A 21,706-nucleotide genomic window follows, 5' to 3' on the forward strand; every position below is an offset into this window, starting at 1 on the left:
GGAATCACGACACCGGTATTTTTTTTGTTCTGAACGCGCTTGGTGAACAGCCGACAAGACGGTTGAAAAAACGGGCGAAATAAGCCGGGTCTTTAAAACCCAACTGCCAGGCTATCTCGTTTACCGCGCTATCGGAAAACAGCAGCAGCCGCTTGGCCTCGCGCAGCTGCCTGTCGAAAATCAGTCGCTTGGGCGGGCGATTAGCGAAGCGTCGGCAGATATCAGTCAGCCTTGATTCGGTAAGATGCAGCTCACAGGCGTAGGCTGGAACCGTCCAGTGCTGGTGATAGTGGATATCGATAAGCTGGTTAAAACGCTGGAATAGTTTTAGCTCGCCGCGCATCCCGCTGGCGGCATGATCGTCAAGTTTCGCATTACGTAATAGCAGGGTGAACACCGCCTGCGCCAGCAGCGTCAGAGTGTGTTCACGTCCCGGCAGTTGCGAGGTTGATTCGCGTTCAATCAACCGCCAGTAGTGCGCCAGTGCCGCCAGCTCGTCGGGCTTATCGGCCAGCGACAGGCAGATACCCGGCAGGCCGAAAGCTTCCCGCGTGCCGGGGTAAAGTACTTCCAGAAGCGGCCAGACCAGATCCTCCCGCATTGTCAGCACGTGACCGTCGCTATCAGGCTCGGTGATAAAGGCGTGCGGCACCGAGGGCGGCGTCAGGACAAACAGCGGTGCCTGAACCGAGTAGCGATGATCGTCGAGCTGCAGTTCAATCTGCCCGGTATCGAGGAAGTGCATCTGAAAATACTGGTCATGACGGTGCGCTTGCATATCGCGGCCGAAGAACTCGGCCATGCGGGCAAACGACTGATAATGCACATCTTCCGTCCCCAGACTCTCATCGTACTCTTTGTTGATATCGATATTGGCGACAGGGCTCTGGCACATAGTGGCTCCTTACGGCGTCGCGCGAGGACGCGATTCTTTCATCGGAATAAGCCAGATAATCACCGAGCCAATGACCAGCAGGGCGGCAACGAACCACAAGCCGCTGCTGAAGCTGCCGGTAACATCCTTCAGCCAGCCGATCATCAACGGGCTGATTGCCGATCCGATATTGCCGGTAGCGTTGATTACCGCGATACCGATAGCTCTGGCGCGCAGGCTGATCGACTGATCCGGAGTGGTCCAAAAAATGGCCATTGCGCTAAACGATCCGGTAGAAGCCATCACGATCCCCAGCAATTGGATCAGGTTGTGATCGGTGGCAGAAGCTAACAGCCAGCCCGCAGCGGCAAACAGAAACGGCAGGGCGGTATGATGCTTACGTTCTCGATGTTTATCGGAGTGGCGGCTCCAGTAGATCATCCCGAGGATAGTACAAATCTGCGGGATCGCCGCCAGCAGGCCGATGGTGATATTGCTGCTGCTTTCGTTAAAGCTTTTCAGGATCTGAGGTGTCCAGATACTGATGGCGCTGAGCGTATTGGTCAGACAGAAGTAGGCTAACGTATACATCAACACGATTGGCGTAAACACCTCCCGCCACAGGCTGCGCTGTTGCATGGCGTGATGACTGATCGCCCCTTCCGGTTGTACCAACGTGAGTCGATCGTTATCCATCATCTCCTGCAGGCACTTTTTGTCCTCTGCCGTCAGCCATTTTGCCTTCGACGGTGAATCATCAAGCCAGAACCAGACCATAATACCGAGCAGCACTGACGGGAAGCCTTCCAACAGGAACAGCCACTGCCAGCCGCGCAGATCAAGCATACCGTCCATCGACAGAATATAACCGGAGACGATTGACCCCAGTGCGGTGGTGACCGGCATGGCAATCATAAACAGCGCGTTGGCGCGAGCGCGGAAGAAGGCCGGGAACCAGAAAGTCAGGTACAGCAGAATACCGGGAAGGAAACCGGCCTCGGTTATCCCCACCAGCATACGCAGGAGATAGAGACTGTTCGGGCCGGTGGCAAACATGGTGGCGGTGGAGGCGATGCCCCACAGCACCATAATAGTGGCAATCCAGCGGCGAGCGCCGACGATGCTAAGCATCACGTTGCTGGGGATGCCGAAAATCACGTAGGTGACATAAAACAGGGTGGTAGCAAGGCCAAACATGGTGGCGTTAAGGCCCAAATCCTGCCCCATGGTTAATCCGGCAAATCCAATATTGATGCGATCTAAAAATGAAAAGATAAACAGCACGAACAAAATACGATCAGGCGGCGAAACAATTTGTTAATAACCGACTGCTGTTGCGCAGTCAGCTGCTTGTGCTGATTTGCCGGATCAAACTTTTCCGGGATGGCAGATGATGTGTCGCTCATTATCATTTTCCTCTAATGGGAATTTTGTAGGGTACTGCGGGTTGCCGGGGGGCGCTGTGCCACCTGGCATTAGTAGACGCCTGATGAACCTGGCGCGTTTATTTCCAATCCGAATCGCATGGCGAGGGCTTCTGCGCCACGTGCCAGCAGGGTGGTATCGACACCGATGGCTACAAACAGTGCGCCAAGCTCCAGATAGCGCTTAGCCAGCTGTTCATTGGCCATCAGGATCCCTGGTGCTTTACCCGCAGCGCGAATTTGTGCGATAGCGTGTTCAATGGCTGCCTGTACTTCCGGATGCTGCGGATTGCCGCTGAAACCCATATCGGCGCTAAGATCTGCCGGGCCGATAAACACGCCATCGACATCGTCAACGTCGAGAATCTGCGGCAGGTTTTTCAGCGCTTCGCGGGTTTCGATTTGCACCAGTACGCACATCGCGTCGTTGGCCTGATGGATGTAATCCGGGATGCGGTTCCAGCGCGAAGCGCGGGCGAGCGCGCTGCCGACGCCGCGAATGCCAGCGGGCGGATAGCGGGTGGCTTTCACCGCCAGCCGGGCTTCGTCGGCGTTCTGTACCATCGGTATCAGCAGGGTTTGCGCACCGATATCCAAGAGTTGTTTAATCTGTACCGGGTCGTTCCACGATGGTCGCACCACCGGTTGGCTGGGGTAGGGAGCGATCGCCTGAAGCTGGCTCAATACCGTTTGCACGTTATTCGGTGCATGTTCGCCATCGATCAACAGCCAATCGAATCCGGCCCCGGCCAGTAGTTCAGCGCTGTAGCTGCTGGTTAGCCCCAGCCACAGGCCAATCTGCGGACGGCCCGCTTTTAAGGCTTCTTTAAAAGCGTTATTCATTATGTTCCCCTTAAACAAAGCGGCAGCTAATCGCGCCCATGTTGCCGTAGTCGACGTGGAAGGTATCGCCCTTGCGCGCGGGTACCGGACGAGTGAAGGAGCCGCCGAGAATAACCTGCCCGGCTTCCAACTGGACGTCGTACGGTGCCAGCTTATTCGCCAGCCAGGCCACGCCGTTGGCCGGGTGATTCAACACTCCAGCAGCGACGCCGGTCTCTTCGATCACGCCGTTGCGATAGAGCAGGGCGGAGATCCAACGCAGATCCAGCTCGTCGGGTTTAATGGGGCGACCACCGAGGATCACCCCGGCGTTGGCAGCGTTATCGGAAATCGTGTCAAAGACTTTGCGTGGACGCTGGGTTTCCGGGTCGATGTTGTGGCAGCGGGCGTCGATCAGCTCCAGCGCAGGGATCACATAGTCGGTAGCGTTGTAGACGTCGAACAGGGTGCAGTTTGGCCCGCGCAATGGTTTTGCCAGCACGAAGGCCAGTTCGACTTCGATGCGTGGGACGATAAAGCGGTCAGTAGGAATATCGCTGCCGTCGTGGAAAAACATATCATCCAGCAGTGCGCCGTAGTCCGGTTCGCTAATCTGTGAGCTGGCCTGCATCGCTTTTGAAGTCAGGCCGATTTTATGCCCTTTCAGCACGCGACCTTCGGCGATTTTCATGTTTACCCATTCGCGCTGCACAGCGTAGGCGTCTTCAATGGTGATCGTCGGGTGATCCAGCGAGATAGCACGGATCTGTTCGCGCTGTTTTTCCGCCTGGTTTAGCCGTTGGGCGATTAGAGTATGGGTATGTTTATCAAGCATAATTGCTTCCTGTTACGTCATTCGGTGCTGCTGCGCCGGATAAGACGCAGGTGTGTCTTATCCGGCTTACGGTTTGATATTGCTTCGTATTTTTTTGCCTTTTGCAGGCCCGGTAAGCGCAGCCCCACCGGGCGAAAAGGCGTACTATTTAAACAATGCGTGTACGTTATTTTGTTTGTAATTCAGTGTCGGGTGCAGCTCGCTGATTTCAAACGACAGCGCCAGGTAGCGGCTCTCCATCAGCGTGGCGAAATGGGCCTTAATCAGCGTAAACAACATATCGCCCACGTCCTGACGGCTTTCCAGGCTGCGTCCGGAGCCGATTTTTAGCGTCATGTGTACAAAGGCGTAATCATGCAGACCGTCTGCCATTTGCCAGGTATCCAGCCAGATGGCGCGGCTGCGAATGCCGCCGATGGGAAAGATGCCGGTCGCCGCCAGCGCTTCGTTCACTTTGCCGAACAGTCCCGGTAAGTTGGCCTGTTCGCGGATGTTATCGGTACATTCGGCGATAAAATGCGGCATTCTGAATCCTCCTTATGCCTGTTCGGGCAGTGGGAATACGGCGTTGACCTGGCCGGTACCGGAGCTGGCGAATAACTCGGTAATAAACTCTACTTTGCCGTCATAGCTGTCCCAGCCCAGCAGACCGAGCAGCATCACCGTGTCGTGCATATTGCCTTCGCCGTAGCAGTAGTCGGCGTACTCCGGCAGCATGTCGCAGAACTCTTTGAATTTGCCCTCGCGCCACAGCTTGATTACGCGCTCGTCCATCTGGTGGTCGAACTCACGGGTATAGCTGTTCATCCCTTCTTCGGCGCGCTGGTCATCGATAAAGCGGTGTGACAGTGAGCCGCTGGCCAGAACTGCCACGGTGCCGTCATATTTCTCAATCGCTTTCAGAATGGCTTCGCCCAGTTTGCGGCTGTCGGCGAAATCGTGGACGGTGCAGAACGCGGAGATCGACACTACTTTGAAATGTTTATCACTGTTCATGTAGCGCATCGGAACCAGCGTGCCGTACTCCAGCTTAAGGCTTGGGATGTTGTGCGCTTTGGCACGCACGCCGAGCTTGACCGCTTCGTCGGCGATAAGGTGGCCCAACGCCGGGTTGCCGTCGTAATCGTAAGTCATGTCGCGGATAAAATGCGGCAGTTCGTTACTGGTGTAGACGCCCTGAAAATGGTCAGCACAGTTAATGTGGTAGGCGCTGTTGACCAGCCAGTGGGTATCAAAAACGATGATTGTATCGACGCCCAGCTCACGACACCGCTTGCCGATTTCCTTGTGCCCATCGATAGCTCCCTGACGGCAGCCGTGGTTTTTACCCGGCAGTTCAGAGAGATACATTAACGGCACGTGAGTGATTTTTGCTGCTAATGCTAACTTTCCCATATCAGACTCCCCATTTTGGGATCGGATGGTCGCCCATCGAGATGCAGACGTTTTTCATTTCAGCGAACACTTCAAAGCTATATTCGCCGCCTTCGCGGCCGGTGCCGGAAGCCTTCACGCCGCCAAACGGCTGACGCAGGTCGCGGACGTTCTGGGTGTTGACGAACACCATTCCGGCTTCGATGCCGCGTGCCAGACGCAGCACTTTGCTGACGTCCTGGGTCCAGATATAAGAGGCGAGGCCGTACTCCACATCGTTGGCCAGGCGCAGACCGTCCGCCTCGTCTTTAAACGGCAGCAGACAGGCTACCGGGCCAAAAATCTCTTCCTGTGCCACGCGCATGCGGTTGTCGACGTCCGCCAGCACAGTTGGTCGCAGGAAGTTGCCGTTTTTCAGATGTGCAGGCAGGTCAGTGGGTTTATCCGGGCCTCCTGCCAGCAGGGTCGCCCCTTCTTCAATACCAAGGCGGATATAGCCGGAGACTTTCTCCCAGTGCTGCTGGCTAATCAGTGCGCCCACCTGGGTGTTCGGATCGTTCGGGTCGCCGACGCGCAGACGTTTTGCGCGTTCGGCAAAGCGTTTAACGAACTCGGAGTAGATGCTCTGCTGAATGAAGATACGCGAGCCGGCGGTGCAGCGTTCACCGTTGATCGAGAAGATAGTGAACAGTGCGGCGTCGAGTGCACGCTCAATATCAGCATCTTCAAAAATCAGCACCGGCGATTTCCCACCCAATTCCATGGAATATTTTTTCAGCCCGGCATTTTTCATGATATTGCGACCGGTGGCGGTTCCGCCGGTAAACGACACCGCGCGTACGTCGTGGTGGCGAACCAGCGCATCGCCCGCCGTCGCACCATAGCCCTGAACCACGTTCAGTACGCCCGCCGGAATACCGGCTTCCAGCGCCAACTCGCCCAGGCGGTCAGCGGTCAGCGGTGATAACTCAGACATCTTCAGCACTGCGGTATTGCCCAGCGCCAGGCACGGCGCGACCTTCCAGGTGGCGGTCATAAACGGCACGTTCCAGGGTGACACCAGCGCGCAGACGCCGACCGGTTGCACGAGCGTGTAGTTCAGCATCTTGTCGTCGACCGGATAGGTCTTGCCGTTCATCTGCTGGCATACTTCGGCGAAGAACTCGAAGTTATGCGACGCCCGCGGGATCAGTACGTTTTTGGTCTGGTGGATAGGCAAACCGGTATCGGCGGTTTCCATGGCAGCGATCTCCGGCACGTTCTGGTCGATCAGATCGCCCAGACGACGCATCAGACGCGCACGCTCTTTCATCGGCAGGTTGGCCCATTTCGGAAATGCCTCTTTTGCCGCCGCAACTGCCTGATTCACCTCGTCTGCACCGCCGGAGGCCACTTCCGCCAGCACCTCGCCGGTCGCCGGGTTAGTGGTGTGGAAATACTCGGTGGCCGCGACATTTTTGCCGTTGATCCAGTGGTTAATCTTTTTCATGACAGCTTCTCCTCATATGTCTGCTGGCTGATGATGTGGTTGACCAGGTGGCCGACGCCCTCCACTTCGACGATCACTTCATCACCTGGTACCACGTCCGACAGCCCTTTCGGGGTGCCGGTAGCGATCATGTCGCCAGGTTGCAGGGTCATAAACTCGCTCAGGTAAGCGATCAGAAATGGAATGCTGAAGATCAGATCGGCGGTGGTGCCTTGCTGGCGCAGTTCACCGTTGACCCAGGTGCGCAGTGCCAGATTATGTGGGTCTGGAATATCCGCTTTATCGACGATCCAGGGACCTATCGGCGTCAGGGTATCGCGGCTTTTTACCCGTAAATTGGGGCGATAGTAGTTTTCCAGATAGTCGCGGATGGCGTAGTCATTGCATACGGTGTATCCGGCGACGTACTCCATGGCGTCGGCTTCACTGACTTTACGCGCGGTTTTGCTGATCACCACGACCAGTTCAGCCTCGTAGTGCATGTACTCGACGTTGTCCGGGCGCACCGACTCCTGCTGGTGGCCGATAAAGGTATTTGGCGCTTTGATAAACACCAATGGTTCGGTTGGTGGCTTAAACTCCAGCTCGCTGGCGTGATCGGCGTAGTTCAGACCCAGCGCGAACAGCGTGCCGTCGGCGGGGGGGAGCCAGCGGAATTCGCCCTCATTTAGCAGCTTGCCGTTCTCTAACTGTACCTGGCCGCGTTCATCAACCTGAACGTCGTGATGTTGTCCCTGCCACTCAATACGTGCTTGTTTCATGCCAGCTCTCCTTCAGCAACCACCGGGTTTTCCAGCGTCGGGAAGCCTTCGGCGAGAATGCGTACGCGATCGCCGGGTCTCAGCGGTACGCGGTTGTGCGGGGTCCCGATCAGAATAGCGTCGCCGGGTTTAAGGGTGGCGAATTCGCTCAGGGCGCTCAGTAGCTCGGCGGAGGAGCGCTGGAGGTCTGCGGTGTTCCAGCTATCTGCTTCGCGACCGTTGATTTCAGTGATGATGATCAGTTCATCGACGTTACTCGGCGTAGCGAGAGCGCCAATCGGACAGAAACCATCGCGGCATTTGGCTTTAATTGCCGGGCGATAGAAGCTCTCTTCCGGCAGGCTGACGTCATTAGCCAGCGCGTATCCTGCAATATAAGCAGCAGCTTCTTCTGCGGCTACTTTGTGGGCGGTTTTGTCGACAATCAGCGCCACGGTCGCACCGCTCTGTACTGTTTCATCCTTCGGGTAGGGGATGGTCTCGCCGTTACCGATAACGGTGTTGCGCGGTTTGATAAACCAGACCGGGGTCTTCGGCAGCGTTTTGTAGGGAGCCTGCTGAAACGCATTGCGCCAGGCATCAAGCTGGCTGCGATGGTTAAGGGCTACGGCGAAGATGGTACCTTTCATTTACCACTCCTCTGGTATGGATTCAGGAATCAAAGAAAATTCATTAATATGTTAACGATTATCTTTTATGCTTTGTGGAAAGGTTTGGCAAACAGAAGTGAATGTTTTGTGAGCGGATTAACAATAAATTTACACAAATAAAATTTATTCCATATAAATCAATGGATAAATTATTTTGTGTGCTGTGTTGTACTTTTCAGGGACAGAAGCTGGTTGCGATCTGGTGCAATTAACGCTATTTATTAACTTATTAACAAACAGGTATGAGGTTCAGAGGTAAGTGATGCATGATTCATTAACTATCGCGCTGCTGCAGGCGCGGGAAGCGGCGATGACACATTTTCGCCCCATCGTTAAACGCCATAATCTTACCGAGCAGCAGTGGCGTATCGTGCGTATCCTTGCCGAAAACCCGTCGATGGATTTTCACGATCTGGCCTTTCGCGCTTGTATTTTACGCCCGAGCCTGACCGGTATTCTGACCCGCATGGAACGCGATGGTCTGGTGTTGCGCTTAAAGCCGGTGAACGATCAGCGTAAGCTGTACATTTCGCTCACGCCTGCGGGTTCGACGCTGTATGAAAGGGCGAGGTCCGAGGTGGAAGAGGCCTATCGCCTGATCGAAGCTGAATTTACTGTCGAAAAAATGCGACAACTTACCGCGCTACTGCAAGAGTTTATTACGCTGGGTAATGGGACTGGGGGAGATAGTGAAGAGGAGTCTCTGGTGTCCCCTGCAGACATCTAATGGATTCGATAAGTGCAGGGGATTTATGGAGAATTTTTGATGTGAAGAAAATTGTGCCCGCTGTTATGCCCGCAAAGGGTGTTCACGATGCATTTTCAACTGGGGGAAGAGCGTGGTTTTTCCACTTGAGATAATCGGCATAAAGCCAGCGAGAGGATCTGCCGTACTTGATCGGAGGAGGGAGGTTACCCTTCTGGATTTGTTTATAGAAGTACCGGTCAGTGAAACCAGCATCTCCCATCATGAACTTCATGTCAATGAGTGAGTCGTCTCGGAGTTCTCGCATAGGTTTGGTCTCGCGTTTGGAAATCGAACCTGGAAGCCAGGAAAAAAGAAGCCCGGGCGAACCGGGCAAATGGGGGATAACGTGGCAGTGCATTCGCACCCAATAGCCAGCTCATAACTGGATATCAGTTGCGTTATTCATGCTGAGTGAATTTCAACTTTTTCGATGCGTAGTTGAGAGGCGTCGTCTTGCAATGTAAGAACGTTTTCCGCATCTTTTTTTGCTTTGAAGATTGCTTTTACTTCACCGTATTTCTCGTGCATGACTGAGACAACCGCATCATCATCGTCAACGATTGCCCAAAACGAATAACTCATAATCTCTCCTCATGCCGCCCGCATAGCGCGGAGGCGTTTTAAGTGTTCTGCTGTTTCGATTTCTTCGGCGATCCGCTCTGCCTGTGCTTTGGTAAGCGGCTCGAATTCTTGCTGAAAGCGGCCCATGCTGGCGATGCAGGTGCGACCGTTTCTGATGTAGTGGATGACTTCGTGGGTAGCGCGGAGGATTTTGCAGGGCGCCCCGTGGGGATCTGCGTACCAGGTATTAGGCTGGATTATCCTGAACATTGGCTGACTCCTGCATCATGAGGAATACAATCATTGCTCCTCGCAAAGGATTGGCCTCAAATACTGGACTCACACCTTTAGCGTCAACACACCATTCGGTTAATTGGTCTAAGAAAGAAATTCTGTATTTTTCAATGATCGGCCATGCGTCTGTAGGGTTGTTGCAGTAGTCACCAATGGCAACATATCTTGCCGATGGATTTGCCGACTTGTCCAGCAAGGCCATCGACACTGCGCTGTTAATCTCAAAGTCACTCAGCTTGCTGTAATCCATCACATCCTCCCAATCTTCTTACGTAATTCCATATTGCTCTGGCAATCCACGCACATCGTGCATCCCGGATAAGCTTTCCGTCGCGCATCAAGTAACTTGTCACCGCATTCCTCACAGTGCGTTGCTGATACTGCTGAGTGGTTGAGTCTGTGAGCCTGAATAGCATGGTCGCGCATCATCTCTTCGAGAGCGCTGGCCTGATCGATGATTTCAGTCATGATTGCTCCTCAGGGAATTCAAATGGAGAAAATTCAACAATCTCCCACTCCCATCCAGGCGCAATCTCAGAACGACCATATTCGTCGTACTGCCCTTTGAACCAACTACATTCAATGGCGTAGGTTCCATCAGTTGGTAGATGGTCATCGCGGTTTTCGATGATTTCCTTCTCAATAGCCTGTAAATCACTAATGGTGCAAGCGCCACGAACTCCACAGATATATGGCTCGCAAGCATCATCCATTACGAGTAAATCGATAGTTACCTTGCTCATAATCAGTGCTCCATGAACTGTCGGTTAATTCGGTTGAAGGTGAACGCGAGAAAATAAAAAGGCCGCCTAAGCGACCTGGTAATTAGTGGTTTCATGCTGCGCGCTCCGCGTTGTGTTTGAATGCCCACTTTCGGAAAGCTTTCTTCAGGTCGCCTTTTGTGTAACGCATGCCGCGGCGCGGATTGTGCCGGGAGTTACGCGCACGCTTTTCAATTGCCCCACTGAACAGGCAACCGGTAGCGTCATCCATATTCATGAAGACACTTACGATATTCTTCATCCCATACTGAACGAGCACGACAGGCTTAATCTTCTCAGGGTGTTTCCACGCTTTTTTGTCACTGAACATCGCCATGCGCATATAAGTGCGAAAGTCATTCGATTTATCGCCGGCTTTCATTTTTCGGAGGTATACCGCGCCTTTTCTGTATTTGCTCATTGTTCGGCTCCAAACCGCCCGTTAAGGCGGCCAGTTTTGACGACGAACTCCAGGAGGCTAACTCCCAGAGCTTCTATTTTCTTGTGATGCTTGTTGATGATGGGAGGCACCGTTTCGTTCCAGTTAGGCTTTGGCTTCTTGCGCATGGCCTGCTGGATTTCCTCGGTGCAGCGACGGCAGGCTGCGCGGATGGCGTTTTCATTTGCTGGCGTCATGCTGTCTCCAGGCGATTGAGAAGTTTCGCTCCGAAAGTCATTAGTTCGTCCCGTTCCACAGTTGCGAAGTGGCAGTGTGTACGCGGGTACGGTCGCCAGATGATGAGCATCGAACCTTTATTATTTCCCGATACCGGCTTACAGGTGACCGGGTTGATAAATGCCAGCCGACCGGCGGTGATGAATCGCACTTCGCTGGCAGACTGAATAGCTTCCCGGAACCAGCCGACGGACGTATCAGCCGGAACCAGCATGACGGTGCCGATCTGGTTCTTGCTCTCCGTTGCAGCTTTCTTCACGAATGGCGTGATGTCGCTATAAGGTGGGTTGATCCAGACGTAACCAGGGATGGCGAGGTAACCGGCCCACGGCGTTTCCAGCGTGTTCTGATCGGCGGTAATAAACTTGCGGCACAGCGCGTTATGCGGCGCGGCGGCTGCGTCCAGTTGAAAGCAGAATTCAGCATCCAAAGCTGCAAACAGTGCCGGTGGAGTGCGCCATAAATCACGCTGATCCGCCGGCGTGTTGCTGCCGGTATAATCGGTCATAATTCCTCCCGTTCAGGATTTCTCACGTCCCACCCGTTGCGCTCAATATTCACCTGCAGGCGCTTATCACCGACCTCTTCGATACTCCTACCTGTAATCTCGGCAACTTCTGCGTTGGTGTAGCGCATGAGTATTGCTAACTCTCCCGTTGACCATTCACGCATAGTTAATCCTCCAGAGCGGGCCAGTGCGTCACGCTTGCTTCTGACTGAGTAAATGGAGCGACCGGTTGCCGTGGCTATCTCTTCCTCTGAGAACCGGCCAAAGAGATGAAGCTCGGCTGCCGTCCATGGTCTGCCTGTCATCTTGCTGATAAGTTGTGCGCCGATACGTGATGCCTGGCGAGTGATTGCCGATTCGGAACGCTCTAGTTTTTCTGCTATTTCTGAGCGGGACATCTTCATCCCAACCTCGTGCAGAAACAGGTTTTCAAATGGTTGCCAAAGTTCGCTCATTGAAAGCACCTGTTATTTGATGATTAGTGATGGCTTACCGACTTTTAACTGAGCGCCGGGGATATCAATTCCGGCCTCAATTTGATGCTTTATCGCCAGTTTGTCAGGCTTGATTGTCGTTTCATACTCGACAAAGTCAGGCGGGATAGCGTTGACGTCGGTGATTTCAACGGACTTTGACGGGGCGCGAACAGTTACCTGATGCAATCCGGCTTTCATGGATTTCTTCCCGGCAGTCTCAAGTGATCTGGCGACATATTCTTTAAGGCTAACCACGCGGTTCTCAGATGTTTTTGCGCGATCGATAAGTCTACGAGCCTCTTCCTTGAGAGCCTCGGCATCAGCCAATTCGTTTTTGCAAACAGCAAGAATTTGCTCGACCTTCGCCTCTAGCTCCCACTCAATTCCATCAAGAGTGTCGGCAATCATTTCAGGCGGAATATCTGAGTCGGTAAGTTTGGCGAAGTCGTTGGCGATCTGGTAAAGAGCGGTCATTATGCGGCCTCCTCAAATTTGATTTTGCATTCTGAATAAATGGCTTGAATGTTTTGCTGTAACTTCATCCCGGCAGTGAGTCGGTACGCATCAGCAAAATGACGCTTCAGATCTGCCATGGTTTCGGCCTGAGCCATTTCTTCACACAGCGATTGCGCCTTATCCATGATTTCTTGCTGCTGCTTTCTGGCGTCCTCGCGAATATCTTCCTCTGACTTGTGCTGCATTACCGGCTCTTGGAAAACACCTTCATCTTCGTTGATGACGTGGATCGCGTTATCCAGGCGCTCAGCACGAGGCCAATACTTGCTAGCCCGCTTAACGATGGTCTTACGCGCCATTTCTTCCCAGAAGTTCTTCCATGGTCCATTCTTGGCCTTACTGGTAGCTTCAGTTGCTTTGATTTCTGCCAGGCTCATTTCTTCTGTCAGGTAATCGCCGTCAGCAGTTTTAACCGTGCAGTAACCGCCGACTACGTCACCGCGATCGCCGAATGCGTTGTATTTGTGCGTGGGTGCGGTATCAAGTCCGTTTGATTCGTACGTGTCGTTTGAATAAACCAGTTTGCACTGGCCCCACTTAATGGATCCGGTAGACTGCGCAAGATGGAGAAGTCCCATATAGCTGATATCAAGACACACCATGCCGTCGCGTGGGACCAGATAAGCCAGCTTGCTAGCCGGGTTAAGAGTGATGCCGATTGCCGCTACGTTGATGATGGCGTTCTGTGCGCTGGTAGGGTTTGATAGTGCCGTATTGGCTAAGTAGTCGTTGCGCTGGAAGTACTGAATAGCGAACTGGCTTTCCTTAGCCCATGTGACTGACTGGTCTGTAACCGCCCCAACAAAGAGCGGCTCCTGTTGTTTAACGAACTCAACAATGCTGAGGCTCATTGTTACTATCCCTCATCAATATCTGTTTGGTGATTGGCGATTGTCTCTGCCATGTAGCGAATAAATTCGGCGGCCTTTTCCTGAAACTCGACGTCATCATCGAACGCCTTTGAAATTGCCTTCTTACTGGCTCCGCGTCGTTGCAGTTCGTCAACGCACAACGACTCCAGCTTGCTCTGTGGCAATCCTTTCTCAAGGTCATTAGCCAGTTCAGATTCACGCTCTTCTCTGGCTATTTTCTGATAATGGCGCGTCCAGTTCTGCGCCTCGATACGGTCTTGAGCGAGATATGCAGCCATAATCGGCTCCTGAAATTTGGTTGTGCGCTTCCCGTCTGCGATAGCCGGACGAGTAGGGAAATGGGTGGGGGATATGGCGTATTTGGCTAGCTAATTGCTTCGTTAAGCATTTTCTCTATGGCCTGCTTGCCATCATTTATTTGAGCAACCTGCTTATCGAAATTCTCTTGGTAATGGGCGAGATTCTTTTCAGATGCAGAGAAGAGGCGGTCTTTGATTTTCTGTAACTCATCCCTGCTGAAAACGATACCCATCTTGCTGCACTTTCTGACATCATCAATGCTCAAACCGTTTCCATTAAGCCTGTCCAGAGCAATGCGCTTGACGCACTGTCTAGCTTCTTCAATGCTCTTATAGAACTCAACCGTATCGGCACCACCACTGCCATCTGAATAACGATTCACTCGTAAAGCGATATCTCCGTTAGTGCTTCCTAAAAGAGATAGGCACTTGATGCCTTCAAAATTTTTGCGTCCGTAATAGTTGTCAATTGAAGACATGAAATCTTCAAATCTTTCAATGGAAGGCACACTGTAATCACGACGAATGGCAAATTTAACCTGTCCGGTTATTACATCAGCGAAATGGTTTAAGTCAGCCTCATTGATATGATCAGAGAGCGCCTTGACCTGCTTAACCATTTCTCTCCAGAAGCTTAATGTGTTCTGTAGGTTGCTAATTTCCGAGTTGATCTTTTCAATTTTCAACTTCGCATCAGCAAGGGCTTTTTCTTGTTTTGCTTTTTCACGAGACGACCATGTTTCAACTGGCTGGTCATGTAGGCTCTTCACCACAAACCGCTCGCCACCAGGGATTTCGTCACCCTGTTGCGTGACAAACACTTCCTGAACAATCGTTTCCTGATTGTTCAATGCACCAACGACAACGACCTTACGGCCATCAGACAGAAATTTAGTTTCCATGATTTTTCCTTAATGACTTAATCCGCCACCAACACCATTGAGATAAACCTCAACCAGAAGGTCACGAGTAAATGTGCGTTCGATGCCGCGATGGAGATACAACTTCCCACGTTTATGTGCTGATGCCGTCCATGTCGCATCTTTGTGCTTTACCAGCATTCCAGGCTGAACAGCACCGCGGTTAACTTCCTGCGTTCCGTAATGATGTAGGCTCATGATTTACCCTCCACCTGCTGCAATATCCCGGCAATGTGCATCTGCCAGCGGTTCATTGTGATTTTCTCGCGAGGTTTATCGACTGATGAGAGTTGCCACTCGTTGTCGTTGAGTTTTGATGCGTGGTACTGCTTGCCGTTGTGGGTGACTGTCATGACTTAGCCTCCTGCTTTTCTTTGATGTCAGCGCGGAGGTGAATTTCACGACCATCGGGAAGTGAAAATACTTTTATGTCGTCGGTCTTCGCGAGGTAATGAGCTGTGGCATGAAGAACCTGGTCAGTAACATCAAACTTCTCGCCAATAAATTTCATTGCGCCAAAAGCAAAGTTCTTTGCTGGCTTTGCTCTTCCAGCGTATATGCGGTTGGTAAGTCCGCTGCGATTCACCATGATTGGATTGCTCATAATCATCTCCGCGCTTAAGCCGCGCCGCTGAGCTAAAGACCTCTGCATGCAATTTTCATCGCTGCACATTGTTAAGCGGTGGATAGCCGCCGTGATAACAGAGCACCCTCGTGAAGGCGCTGTGGTATCAGCAATAAAAAACCCGCCGGAGCGGGTCTTAAATTTCAGTCAGTCTTTTATGAACTCATCCGTTACAACCGATTGTTCCCCCGAATACAGGACAGCGCCGACAACTTCAACGACGATAACTGCTTGTGGATTAGCGTTATCGTTTAGCCATTTGATAAGCGGCTTCACTGCTTCTTCGAAACTTTGACTCTCTTCCATCGCCTTACCCTCTGTTTGTATCGTGAGCTAATAAAAAGGCCGCCAGTTAGGCAGCCTGTTCTGTTGGAAGTCCAATAAGCCGATTTAGGTCTTCAACCTTTAATGCCGGAAGTGTTTGCTTAGCGGTATCCACACCGTCGGGGATCAGCTCTTTGCTTTCAGGCCACACTTCAATCAGGCGTTTGATGGTTGTCACTGAATTCAGCGCCGCCCAGACAGTGGTTTCGATATCTTTTTTTCTAGCTTCCAGTTTTGCTGCCGCTGCAAAAACCTCATCGAAACGGGTGGTTATTTCATGATCTGCTGCAAACAGGCATCGGTCTCTTTCTGGGGTAAGAAGCTCGAAGGTTTTACCTTCGTTATCTTCGCCATATGAGCACCATCCAAGTCGCCTTCCGCCTATTGAGATGCAAATTGTCTGGTCCTTTCCGTCTGGACTGTAGATAGAAACTCCTGAATCAGTTAACTCCTTTTCAATTTGCTCAAATTTCTCGTACAGACGATCAAGCTTTTCAGATTTCTCTTTCCCGCCGAGAGCAAAGACCCTGGCGTCACGGGCTATTTCTTGACGCTTAACCTGTAGCGCCTCAAGCTCTGCAATGACACCTGATTTGATTAGCGCGTTCTTTGCAATGCGCTCCCGGAAAGCATTTGTTAATCGTGTTGAAGACATACCCTCACCTCATAAGTTAATTAACGCGCCGTAACCGATTTGCTGCTGCGATGTCCTGCGGCGTATAGCGCAACATCCGGCAAACATGCAGATCCGCCTGTATTGCTGTCACGCAGACTACCGAGCGAAGTGGCGCGGTCTACTCGTGACATATCATGCTTAACTCCATGTAACGCGTTCTGAGCAGCCTCAGCGCGTCGTTTAGCCATCAGCTCACCACGTTTCAGATAACGCCGTGTAACGCTGTTGCTTGCGATAAATTTGGTCATATGTCCTCCAATGGTTGCTTTAGGGTGTGACGCTCAGATGTTTATCTTCTGAGTTGCTTTCTATGCAGCTGCATTTCGTCACACTCCAAAGCAACTTCCTTTGGTCTCCCACAAGGGCGGGAGAAGCAACCCCATCATGTTAAAGAGCTGAGACTCAATTCCTTGTCTCGGTGGTGCGTCCTGCTGATGGGTTAAAGATACAGATAAAACTGTATTATCGTCAACAGATAAAACTGTATTATTTTTTGTTGGTAACATATGTACCTGTAATTTATTGATATTTATTTTTGTATAGGCGTAAAAAAACCGGCCTAAGCCGGTTCTTTCAGAGATGGCGGGTTGGCGCTAGCGCTTGCGTCGATAAATTCTGTGCTCAATCATAACGCCGATGATTGTTAGGGGCTGGATGCTGCTGTTTATTACAGGGTAATCATCGTTCAATGGCACAAGTTCAAAGTGCTGACACCCGTTCATATCAGTAAAAGTAGGTCGATACTTTTTGAATGTGGCCTGATCGCCACCATTTTTAGCTACTACGAATTCGCCAGGAACCGGCTCAACTTCAGGATCGACGATAATCACATCTCCGGCTTTGAAGTCTGGCTCCATTGAGTCACCTTCAATACGCAGGGCAAAGCTATGCTCTGACAAATCAAGATCGGTAAGGATGTATTCTAAGCTACCATCGAAGGCCTCTATAGGGTTCTTCTCAGCTAAGGCCCCAGCTTGCACATAACTAATCAAAGGAACTCTCCTGCTGTTCACTTCAGCTATTGGCATAAATGCGCCGCCATTCATCAACCAGTCAGCATCACAACGCAACGCCTTGGCTATACCAATTATATTCCGTGGCTTGAGAGTTTTCCCGTCTTCAATGCTCTGCCATGACTGCTGACGGATTCCGGCCTTCTCAGCCGCTTCTGTCTGCGTCAATCCGAGCTCAATTCTTTTTTGTTTTACTCGTTCTGCAAGGCTCATAAATACCTCTTTCTGTGTGCCTTGATAGTCACAGCTAAAACTGTAATTGACAAACAGAAATAACTGTCACAGAATACAGATAAAACTGTGGAGGTGATATGGAAACAATTTCTCAGCGCCTCAAGCAAAAACGTGAAGAGATGAATCTGTCTCAATCCCAGCTGGCAACACTGGCAGGAATGAAACAGCAGTCCCTTCAGGCCATCGAGGCAGGGACAACGAAGCGTCCACGTTATTTGGTTGAGTTGGCTCGTGCGCTTAAGTGCGATCCGGAATGGCTGCTCTTCGGCGACAGTCGCCAAGCTCAGCACTAATAGAAACACCGCTCTTTAACATCGCTGCTCATCCTCTCCGCCCTTGTGGAGATAACAACTACGCATCACAGGATGCGCATTAACCATTTTTTACACCAAAGGAATTATCACAGATGGAAAACTCAATTAACCGCAACAAGGTCAATGCCCAGCGCATTTTGTCCTGGTTGCTTAACCAAATCGCCATGAAAGGTGGCAACAACGTAGCTAAAGAGATCGGCGTTGATAAAGCGCAGATAACCCGCTGGAAAGAAACGTGGCTGCCGAAGATGGCAATGCTGCTGGCTGTTCTGGAATGGGGTTTCGTTGATGACGATATGGCGCGATTGGCAAGAGAAGTCGCCGCAGTTCTCACAAAGAAAAAATCCCCGACGGTCGAGGTCGAGGATTCAGATCAAATCACCATGCAATTCTGAGTCGAATAACTGGATCAATTCACAGGAGTAATTATGCCTGGACTAAATGCACAAGTAAACCATGACATTCGAGCCGGTGACCGATTCGAAACAGTCTACCCATTCATTTTTGTTTGTACGGATTACCAACTCTACAACGGCGATGTTCACACGGACGAGAGGTGGATTGGCGGATGCAGGAAGACGTCAGAACCAGCTGATTGTGGATATGGCGAACAGACAGTTTATACGGCCGACAAAGAAGGAAAGAGAATCCTAGAGGTTCTTTCCGTTGCCGATATGCCAGGCCAATGGCAGAGACGAATCATTTATGCCTGCCATCTGATTGACCCCGATGGGCGAGAGAGGAAGGGCAGGAAAGCATACACGGTAACAGAGGCCAGATTCCTCAAGATGACATCTGGTTACTTCACAGATTACGGACTGGAGGATGATTGATGGCCCGTTCAAGAAATATCAAACCAGGCTTTTTCACAAACGATGAGCTGGCCGAATGCTCTCCATATGCACGCCTACTTTTCGCCGGGCTGTGGACAATTGCAGACAAAGAAGGGCGGCTGGATGATCGCCCTAAAAAGGTTAAAGCAATGGTACTGCCTTTCGATGATGTGGACTGCAATGATCTGCTTCAGCAGCTTCACAGCCACAAATTCATCAACCGATATCAGGTAAATGGCGATTCATACATCCAAATAAATAACTGGAAGAAGCACCAGAACCCTCACTGCAAAGAAGCTGCTAGTGAGATACCAGAACCAGTAGAGAACAATGACAGCACCGGACAAGAACAGTGCAAGGACGACAAAGATGAAGACAAGAAGGATACTGACTCACCTCAAGTCATTGAAAATAATGAAGCACAAGAAAAGCACCATGCAAGCACAGTACAAGAACCAGTAGAGAACAATTTAAATCCTGCTGATTCCCTTAACCTGATTCCTGATTCCCTCATCCCTCATACTGATTCCCTTTCTAACACCCAAGCCGCTGACGCGACTTGTGAGGGGGCTGAGGCTGATGTCCATAAAATTTCAAGTCGCTATGCATTCGAAGGAAATATCGTTCGGTTAAACCACAAGGACTACGAAGCCTGGAAACGCCTGTATCCGAACATTGACCTGAAGTACGAACTGGAAAAGCTGGATATCGAATTTAGCCATGAGAAGCCAAAGAACTGGTTTATCACTGCTAGCCAGAAACTTAGCTACCAAAACAAGCAGGCGGCACAACGCCCTGTCAGGAAAGTTGCAAACGGGCTTCAGTCTGAAGGTTTCGCAACGAAGGACTACGGAAAAACTGAAATGCCTGCATGGGCTCAGGAGTGATCATGACACTGGAAGAAAAAATATCGAGCCTCGAAAAGCGCATTGCCGAGCTGAGCGAGCCTCCCGCGCCGATTGAAGATACTGACATCGTTATCAGCACGGAGAGTTGCGAAAAGCATGGTGATTTTGAGTGCAGGACGAGAATTTACACGGGAAGCATCATCAAAATTCCGCCAAGGCCAAGCATTTGCCCGGGCTGCATGCGCGATGAGCTTATCAAGCTGCAAGCTGAGAAGATCCGCATAGATGAGGATTCTCGCAAGCGAAACGTTGAGCGGCTACTGGATAGCCTAGACATCCCAAACCGATTCCTGTCCTGCACCCTGCAGAACTACGAACCGGTGAACGATGACGCTAAGCGAGCATTGAAGGTTTGCCAGGCATATGCAAGCAGATGGCCTGAGCGTTTGCAGAAGGGAGGGGGTCTGGTTATGTGCGGAAAGCCAGGGACCGGCAAGAACCACCTAGCGCTGGCTATAGCTCGGCATGCAATCACTGAGCATCAAAGCTCGGCTGTATTCACCACCGCTCTGAAAATTGCCAGAGAGTACAAATCAACCTGGTCGAAGGGCTCAACACGTACTGAAGACGATGTGATCCGCTACTTCACCAAACCAGATCTGCTGATTATCGACGAGGTAGGGGTCCAGTTCGGTAGTGACGCTGAGAAGCTGATCATGTTCGAAATCATTAACACCCGCTACGAGCGCATGAAGCCAACCATCCTGATTAGCAACCAGACCAAAGAAGAACTTTCGGCATTCATCGGTGAACGCGTCATAGACCGCATGAGCGACGGCGGCGGATGCACTCTGTCATTCACCTGGGATTCATACCGCTCGAAGGGGGCCGCATGATGGACAGCGTAAAGCAACGCATTCTTGACTACGTATCAGCTAACCAGCCAGCCAAGGTTGATCTGATTTACAAGGAAGTCGGCATCTGCCGTAACCGGTACTACGAAGAGGCCAAACAACTCCGGTTCATGGGCAAGCTGCGCAGCGTACCTGGCATCGGTGTGTTCCCCGGAGAAGATGCCTATCAGCGCTGGCTTAAAAGTGGTGGATACGAAGAAATCAGACGACGCGCTGTCGATGCAAACCTGAGTAGCCAGGAAGCGAAGGGAATGAAGAAACCGCGTAACAGTGACGACCCGAAGATGTTCGCACCATACGACCCGGCGAAGAATGGAGTCGTGGCTGAGTTCATGCAGAGTGATGCGAGAAAGAGACTGATGATGGTTTACGGGAGGGCATGATGACTATCGCAAAAATAATTGGCGTTCTCTTGATGCTACTGTGGTTCGTTATTGTTCTACAGGCTTTCATGCGCGGAGTAACCGAAGGGAAAGATGCTTTTGGCTATTTCGTAGCAAGCGTATTCATGTGGCTGCTGGTTGCCGTTGCACCGATAGCAATCATCAAATTCGGATGGAGCTACATCAGGTAAATCTGACATGACTGAACCTTACATAGCAGAGCTATCTGCAAGCGTGGCCGTGATAGTCGGCCTTTTTTATGCCCGGAGGAAATGGTGAAAGTTAAAACATCCGATTTGGTCGGAACGCAATTAGACGTTGCCGTGGCATTAGCTCTTGGCGGCGTAATTACTCGACCACAAGACGCGCAGGTTTACCTGAATGAAATGCACCAACTTTGCGGAGAAAGCGCCAAGAGGCATAGCCGATATGTTTTTTCTCCATCTACAGATTGGCAGCAATGCGGAGAGTTAATGGAAAGCCTTCCGGTAAGTTGCTACCAGTCCAAAGACCCATCTACAGGAAAATTCTTTCACTGGGTAGGTGTCAATGAGTCTGGTCATCCAGGGAAAAGGCGAGGGCTAATTGCAGATAACCCCAGGGTGGCAATATGCCGAGCCGCTGTGTTCTCAAAACTCGGTGATGAAGTCGATTTACCAGACGAATTAAAAAATTAACAGGC

Annotated in this window: 37 protein-coding genes and 1 pseudogene; 9 read left to right on the top strand and 29 right to left on the bottom strand. The window is 51.4% G+C overall.

All coding sequences use genetic code 11. The annotated features are described in order from the left end of the window. Positions 1 to 4 precede the first annotated feature (4 nt). The 9 genes and pseudogenes from hpaA to SK36_RS04790 form a co-directional block, all read right to left on the bottom strand. Complete coding sequence (gene hpaA / locus SK36_RS04750) at positions 5 to 895, bottom strand: 4-hydroxyphenylacetate catabolism regulatory protein HpaA (RefSeq protein WP_048220881.1); 891 nt, start codon at positions 893 to 895, stop codon at positions 5 to 7. A 9-nt stretch (positions 896 to 904) separates the two neighbouring features. Beyond that, positions 905 to 2,280: pseudogene (gene hpaX, locus SK36_RS04755) on the bottom strand (4-hydroxyphenylacetate permease). Between the two features lie 69 nt (positions 2,281 to 2,349). Beyond that, positions 2,350 to 3,141: a 4-hydroxy-2-oxoheptanedioate aldolase gene (gene hpaI / locus SK36_RS04760; RefSeq protein ID WP_045445762.1), complete on the bottom strand. Its 792-nt coding sequence runs from the start codon at positions 3,139 to 3,141 to the stop codon at positions 2,350 to 2,352. Positions 3,142 to 3,151: 10 nt separating this feature from the next. Continuing rightward, positions 3,152 to 3,955 (bottom strand): 2-oxo-hept-4-ene-1,7-dioate hydratase, encoded by an 804-nt coding sequence (hpaH, locus tag SK36_RS04765; RefSeq protein WP_045445759.1) that lies wholly within the window; start codon positions 3,953 to 3,955, stop codon positions 3,152 to 3,154. Positions 3,956 to 4,099: 144 nt separating this feature from the next. After that, positions 4,100 to 4,480, bottom strand: a complete 381-nt coding sequence (locus tag SK36_RS04770) for a 5-carboxymethyl-2-hydroxymuconate Delta-isomerase (protein ID WP_045445756.1) — start codon at positions 4,478 to 4,480, stop codon at positions 4,100 to 4,102. A gap of 12 nt (positions 4,481 to 4,492) precedes the next feature. Next, positions 4,493 to 5,350, bottom strand: coding sequence for a 3,4-dihydroxyphenylacetate 2,3-dioxygenase (gene hpaD / locus SK36_RS04775; protein WP_048220883.1), 858 nt, complete (start codon positions 5,348 to 5,350; stop codon positions 4,493 to 4,495). A 1-nt stretch (position 5,351) separates the two neighbouring features. After that, a complete protein-coding gene (gene hpaE, locus SK36_RS04780) occupies positions 5,352 to 6,818 on the bottom strand; it encodes a 5-carboxymethyl-2-hydroxymuconate semialdehyde dehydrogenase (protein ID WP_045445750.1) in 1,467 nt (488 codons plus the stop codon). Further along, on the bottom strand, positions 6,815 to 7,579 hold the full coding sequence (locus SK36_RS04785) for a fumarylacetoacetate hydrolase family protein (RefSeq protein WP_048220884.1): 765 nt from the start codon (positions 7,577 to 7,579) through the stop codon (positions 6,815 to 6,817). Before SK36_RS04785 ends, hpaE begins: the two co-directional genes overlap by 4 nt. Continuing rightward, entirely contained in the window at positions 7,576 to 8,208 is a 633-nt protein-coding gene (locus SK36_RS04790) for a fumarylacetoacetate hydrolase family protein (protein WP_048220885.1), read from the bottom strand. Before SK36_RS04790 ends, SK36_RS04785 begins: the two co-directional genes overlap by 4 nt. 283 nt (positions 8,209 to 8,491) lie before the next feature. On the opposite strand from SK36_RS04790, the gene hpaR reads away from it, so the two are divergent. After that, positions 8,492 to 8,956: a homoprotocatechuate degradation operon regulator HpaR gene (gene hpaR / locus SK36_RS04795; RefSeq protein ID WP_048220886.1), complete on the top strand. Its 465-nt coding sequence runs from the start codon at positions 8,492 to 8,494 to the stop codon at positions 8,954 to 8,956. A 423-nt stretch (positions 8,957 to 9,379) separates the two neighbouring features. Here hpaR and SK36_RS04805 read toward each other — a convergent pair whose 3' ends face one another. The 20 genes from SK36_RS04805 to SK36_RS04890 all read right to left on the bottom strand — a co-directional run bounded on the left by SK36_RS04805 (position 9,380) and on the right by SK36_RS04890 (position 17,711). Next, entirely contained in the window at positions 9,380 to 9,559 is a 180-nt protein-coding gene (locus SK36_RS04805; protein ID WP_048220888.1) for a hypothetical protein, read from the bottom strand. Positions 9,560 to 9,568: 9 nt separating this feature from the next. Next, entirely contained in the window at positions 9,569 to 9,808 is a 240-nt protein-coding gene (locus SK36_RS04810) for a DUF4222 domain-containing protein (RefSeq protein WP_048220889.1), read from the bottom strand. Next, positions 9,786 to 10,082 carry a phage protein NinX family protein gene (locus SK36_RS04815; protein ID WP_048220891.1) on the bottom strand — a complete coding sequence of 99 codons (297 nt, stop codon included), beginning with the start codon at positions 10,080 to 10,082 and terminating at the stop codon, positions 9,786 to 9,788. The genes SK36_RS04810 and SK36_RS04815 overlap by 23 nt, the downstream gene beginning before the upstream one ends. Then, positions 10,082 to 10,300: a TraR/DksA family transcriptional regulator gene (locus tag SK36_RS04820; RefSeq protein ID WP_048220892.1), complete on the bottom strand. Its 219-nt coding sequence runs from the start codon at positions 10,298 to 10,300 to the stop codon at positions 10,082 to 10,084. Before SK36_RS04820 ends, SK36_RS04815 begins: the two co-directional genes overlap by 1 nt. Beyond that, positions 10,297 to 10,575 (bottom strand): hypothetical protein, encoded by a 279-nt coding sequence (locus SK36_RS04825; RefSeq protein ID WP_048220893.1) that lies wholly within the window; start codon positions 10,573 to 10,575, stop codon positions 10,297 to 10,299. The genes SK36_RS04820 and SK36_RS04825 overlap by 4 nt, the downstream gene beginning before the upstream one ends. Before the next feature lie 91 nt (positions 10,576 to 10,666). Beyond that, a complete protein-coding gene (locus SK36_RS04830; RefSeq protein ID WP_048220894.1) occupies positions 10,667 to 11,014 on the bottom strand; it encodes a hypothetical protein in 348 nt (115 codons plus the stop codon). Next, the gene (locus tag SK36_RS04835) at positions 11,011 to 11,229 is read right to left on the bottom strand and encodes a hypothetical protein (protein WP_032680689.1); all 219 of its coding nucleotides are present in this window, start codon (positions 11,227 to 11,229) and stop codon (positions 11,011 to 11,013) included. The genes SK36_RS04830 and SK36_RS04835 overlap by 4 nt, the downstream gene beginning before the upstream one ends. Further along, entirely contained in the window at positions 11,226 to 11,777 is a 552-nt protein-coding gene (locus SK36_RS04840; protein WP_048220895.1) for a phage N-6-adenine-methyltransferase, read from the bottom strand. Before SK36_RS04840 ends, SK36_RS04835 begins: the two co-directional genes overlap by 4 nt. Beyond that, on the bottom strand, positions 11,774 to 12,232 hold the full coding sequence (locus SK36_RS24830) for a hypothetical protein (RefSeq protein WP_075261757.1): 459 nt from the start codon (positions 12,230 to 12,232) through the stop codon (positions 11,774 to 11,776). The genes SK36_RS04840 and SK36_RS24830 overlap by 4 nt, the downstream gene beginning before the upstream one ends. A gap of 12 nt (positions 12,233 to 12,244) precedes the next feature. Continuing rightward, positions 12,245 to 12,727, bottom strand: coding sequence for a siphovirus Gp157 family protein (locus SK36_RS04850; RefSeq protein WP_048220896.1), 483 nt, complete (start codon positions 12,725 to 12,727; stop codon positions 12,245 to 12,247). Then, positions 12,727 to 13,620, bottom strand: a complete 894-nt coding sequence (locus SK36_RS04855; RefSeq protein ID WP_048220898.1) for a RecT family recombinase — start codon at positions 13,618 to 13,620, stop codon at positions 12,727 to 12,729. Before SK36_RS04855 ends, SK36_RS04850 begins: the two co-directional genes overlap by 1 nt. Before the next feature lie 5 nt (positions 13,621 to 13,625). Continuing rightward, positions 13,626 to 13,919: a host-nuclease inhibitor Gam family protein gene (locus tag SK36_RS04860; protein ID WP_048220899.1), complete on the bottom strand. Its 294-nt coding sequence runs from the start codon at positions 13,917 to 13,919 to the stop codon at positions 13,626 to 13,628. A gap of 86 nt (positions 13,920 to 14,005) precedes the next feature. After that, positions 14,006 to 14,842 (bottom strand): hypothetical protein, encoded by an 837-nt coding sequence (locus SK36_RS04865; RefSeq protein WP_048220900.1) that lies wholly within the window; start codon positions 14,840 to 14,842, stop codon positions 14,006 to 14,008. A gap of 9 nt (positions 14,843 to 14,851) precedes the next feature. Further along, positions 14,852 to 15,058, bottom strand: coding sequence for a hypothetical protein (locus SK36_RS04870; RefSeq protein ID WP_003833696.1), 207 nt, complete (start codon positions 15,056 to 15,058; stop codon positions 14,852 to 14,854). After that, entirely contained in the window at positions 15,055 to 15,213 is a 159-nt protein-coding gene (locus SK36_RS24835; protein ID WP_197086122.1) for a hypothetical protein, read from the bottom strand. Before SK36_RS24835 ends, SK36_RS04870 begins: the two co-directional genes overlap by 4 nt. Then, positions 15,210 to 15,464, bottom strand: coding sequence for a DUF7446 family protein (locus SK36_RS04875; RefSeq protein ID WP_117343697.1), 255 nt, complete (start codon positions 15,462 to 15,464; stop codon positions 15,210 to 15,212). Before SK36_RS04875 ends, SK36_RS24835 begins: the two co-directional genes overlap by 4 nt. 168 nt (positions 15,465 to 15,632) lie before the next feature. After that, entirely contained in the window at positions 15,633 to 15,791 is a 159-nt protein-coding gene (locus SK36_RS24580; RefSeq protein WP_156184435.1) for a hypothetical protein, read from the bottom strand. Between the two features lie 46 nt (positions 15,792 to 15,837). Next, a complete protein-coding gene (locus SK36_RS24840) occupies positions 15,838 to 16,464 on the bottom strand; it encodes an Nmad5 family putative nucleotide modification protein (protein ID WP_048220902.1) in 627 nt (208 codons plus the stop codon). Between the two features lie 20 nt (positions 16,465 to 16,484). Then, on the bottom strand, positions 16,485 to 16,733 hold the full coding sequence (locus SK36_RS04885) for a transcriptional antitermination N peptide (protein ID WP_048220904.1): 249 nt from the start codon (positions 16,731 to 16,733) through the stop codon (positions 16,485 to 16,487). A 345-nt stretch (positions 16,734 to 17,078) separates the two neighbouring features. Next, positions 17,079 to 17,711, bottom strand: coding sequence for a LexA family protein (locus SK36_RS04890; protein ID WP_048220905.1), 633 nt, complete (start codon positions 17,709 to 17,711; stop codon positions 17,079 to 17,081). A gap of 98 nt (positions 17,712 to 17,809) precedes the next feature. Between SK36_RS04890 and SK36_RS04895 the strand changes: the two genes are divergently transcribed. The 8 genes from SK36_RS04895 (at position 17,810) to SK36_RS04930 (ending at position 21,701) form a co-directional block, all read left to right on the top strand. After that, positions 17,810 to 18,025 (top strand): helix-turn-helix domain-containing protein, encoded by a 216-nt coding sequence (locus tag SK36_RS04895; RefSeq protein ID WP_048220906.1) that lies wholly within the window; start codon positions 17,810 to 17,812, stop codon positions 18,023 to 18,025. Positions 18,026 to 18,138: 113 nt separating this feature from the next. Beyond that, positions 18,139 to 18,441 (top strand): CII family transcriptional regulator, encoded by a 303-nt coding sequence (locus tag SK36_RS04900; protein WP_048220907.1) that lies wholly within the window; start codon positions 18,139 to 18,141, stop codon positions 18,439 to 18,441. 33 nt (positions 18,442 to 18,474) lie between these two features. Next, positions 18,475 to 18,879, top strand: coding sequence for a hypothetical protein (locus tag SK36_RS04905; protein WP_048220908.1), 405 nt, complete (start codon positions 18,475 to 18,477; stop codon positions 18,877 to 18,879). Continuing rightward, entirely contained in the window at positions 18,879 to 19,766 is an 888-nt protein-coding gene (locus SK36_RS04910) for a hypothetical protein (protein WP_048220909.1), read from the top strand. The genes SK36_RS04905 and SK36_RS04910 overlap by 1 nt, the downstream gene beginning before the upstream one ends. A 2-nt stretch (positions 19,767 to 19,768) precedes the next feature. Then, entirely contained in the window at positions 19,769 to 20,623 is an 855-nt protein-coding gene (locus tag SK36_RS04915) for an ATP-binding protein (RefSeq protein WP_197086123.1), read from the top strand. Beyond that, the gene (locus SK36_RS04920; protein ID WP_048220911.1) at positions 20,620 to 21,024 is read left to right on the top strand and encodes a hypothetical protein; all 405 of its coding nucleotides are present in this window, start codon (positions 20,620 to 20,622) and stop codon (positions 21,022 to 21,024) included. Before SK36_RS04915 ends, SK36_RS04920 begins: the two co-directional genes overlap by 4 nt. Then, positions 21,021 to 21,215, top strand: a complete 195-nt coding sequence (locus tag SK36_RS04925; protein ID WP_156184436.1) for a hypothetical protein — start codon at positions 21,021 to 21,023, stop codon at positions 21,213 to 21,215. Before SK36_RS04920 ends, SK36_RS04925 begins: the two co-directional genes overlap by 4 nt. Before the next feature lie 81 nt (positions 21,216 to 21,296). Continuing rightward, complete coding sequence (locus tag SK36_RS04930) at positions 21,297 to 21,701, top strand: phage protein NinX family protein (RefSeq protein ID WP_231593069.1); 405 nt, start codon at positions 21,297 to 21,299, stop codon at positions 21,699 to 21,701. The last annotated feature ends 5 nt before the right edge of the window (positions 21,702 to 21,706 follow it).

It is taken from the genome of Citrobacter sp. MGH106 (assembly GCF_001037495.1).
GTDB lineage: Bacteria > Pseudomonadota > Gammaproteobacteria > Enterobacterales > Enterobacteriaceae > Citrobacter > Citrobacter murliniae.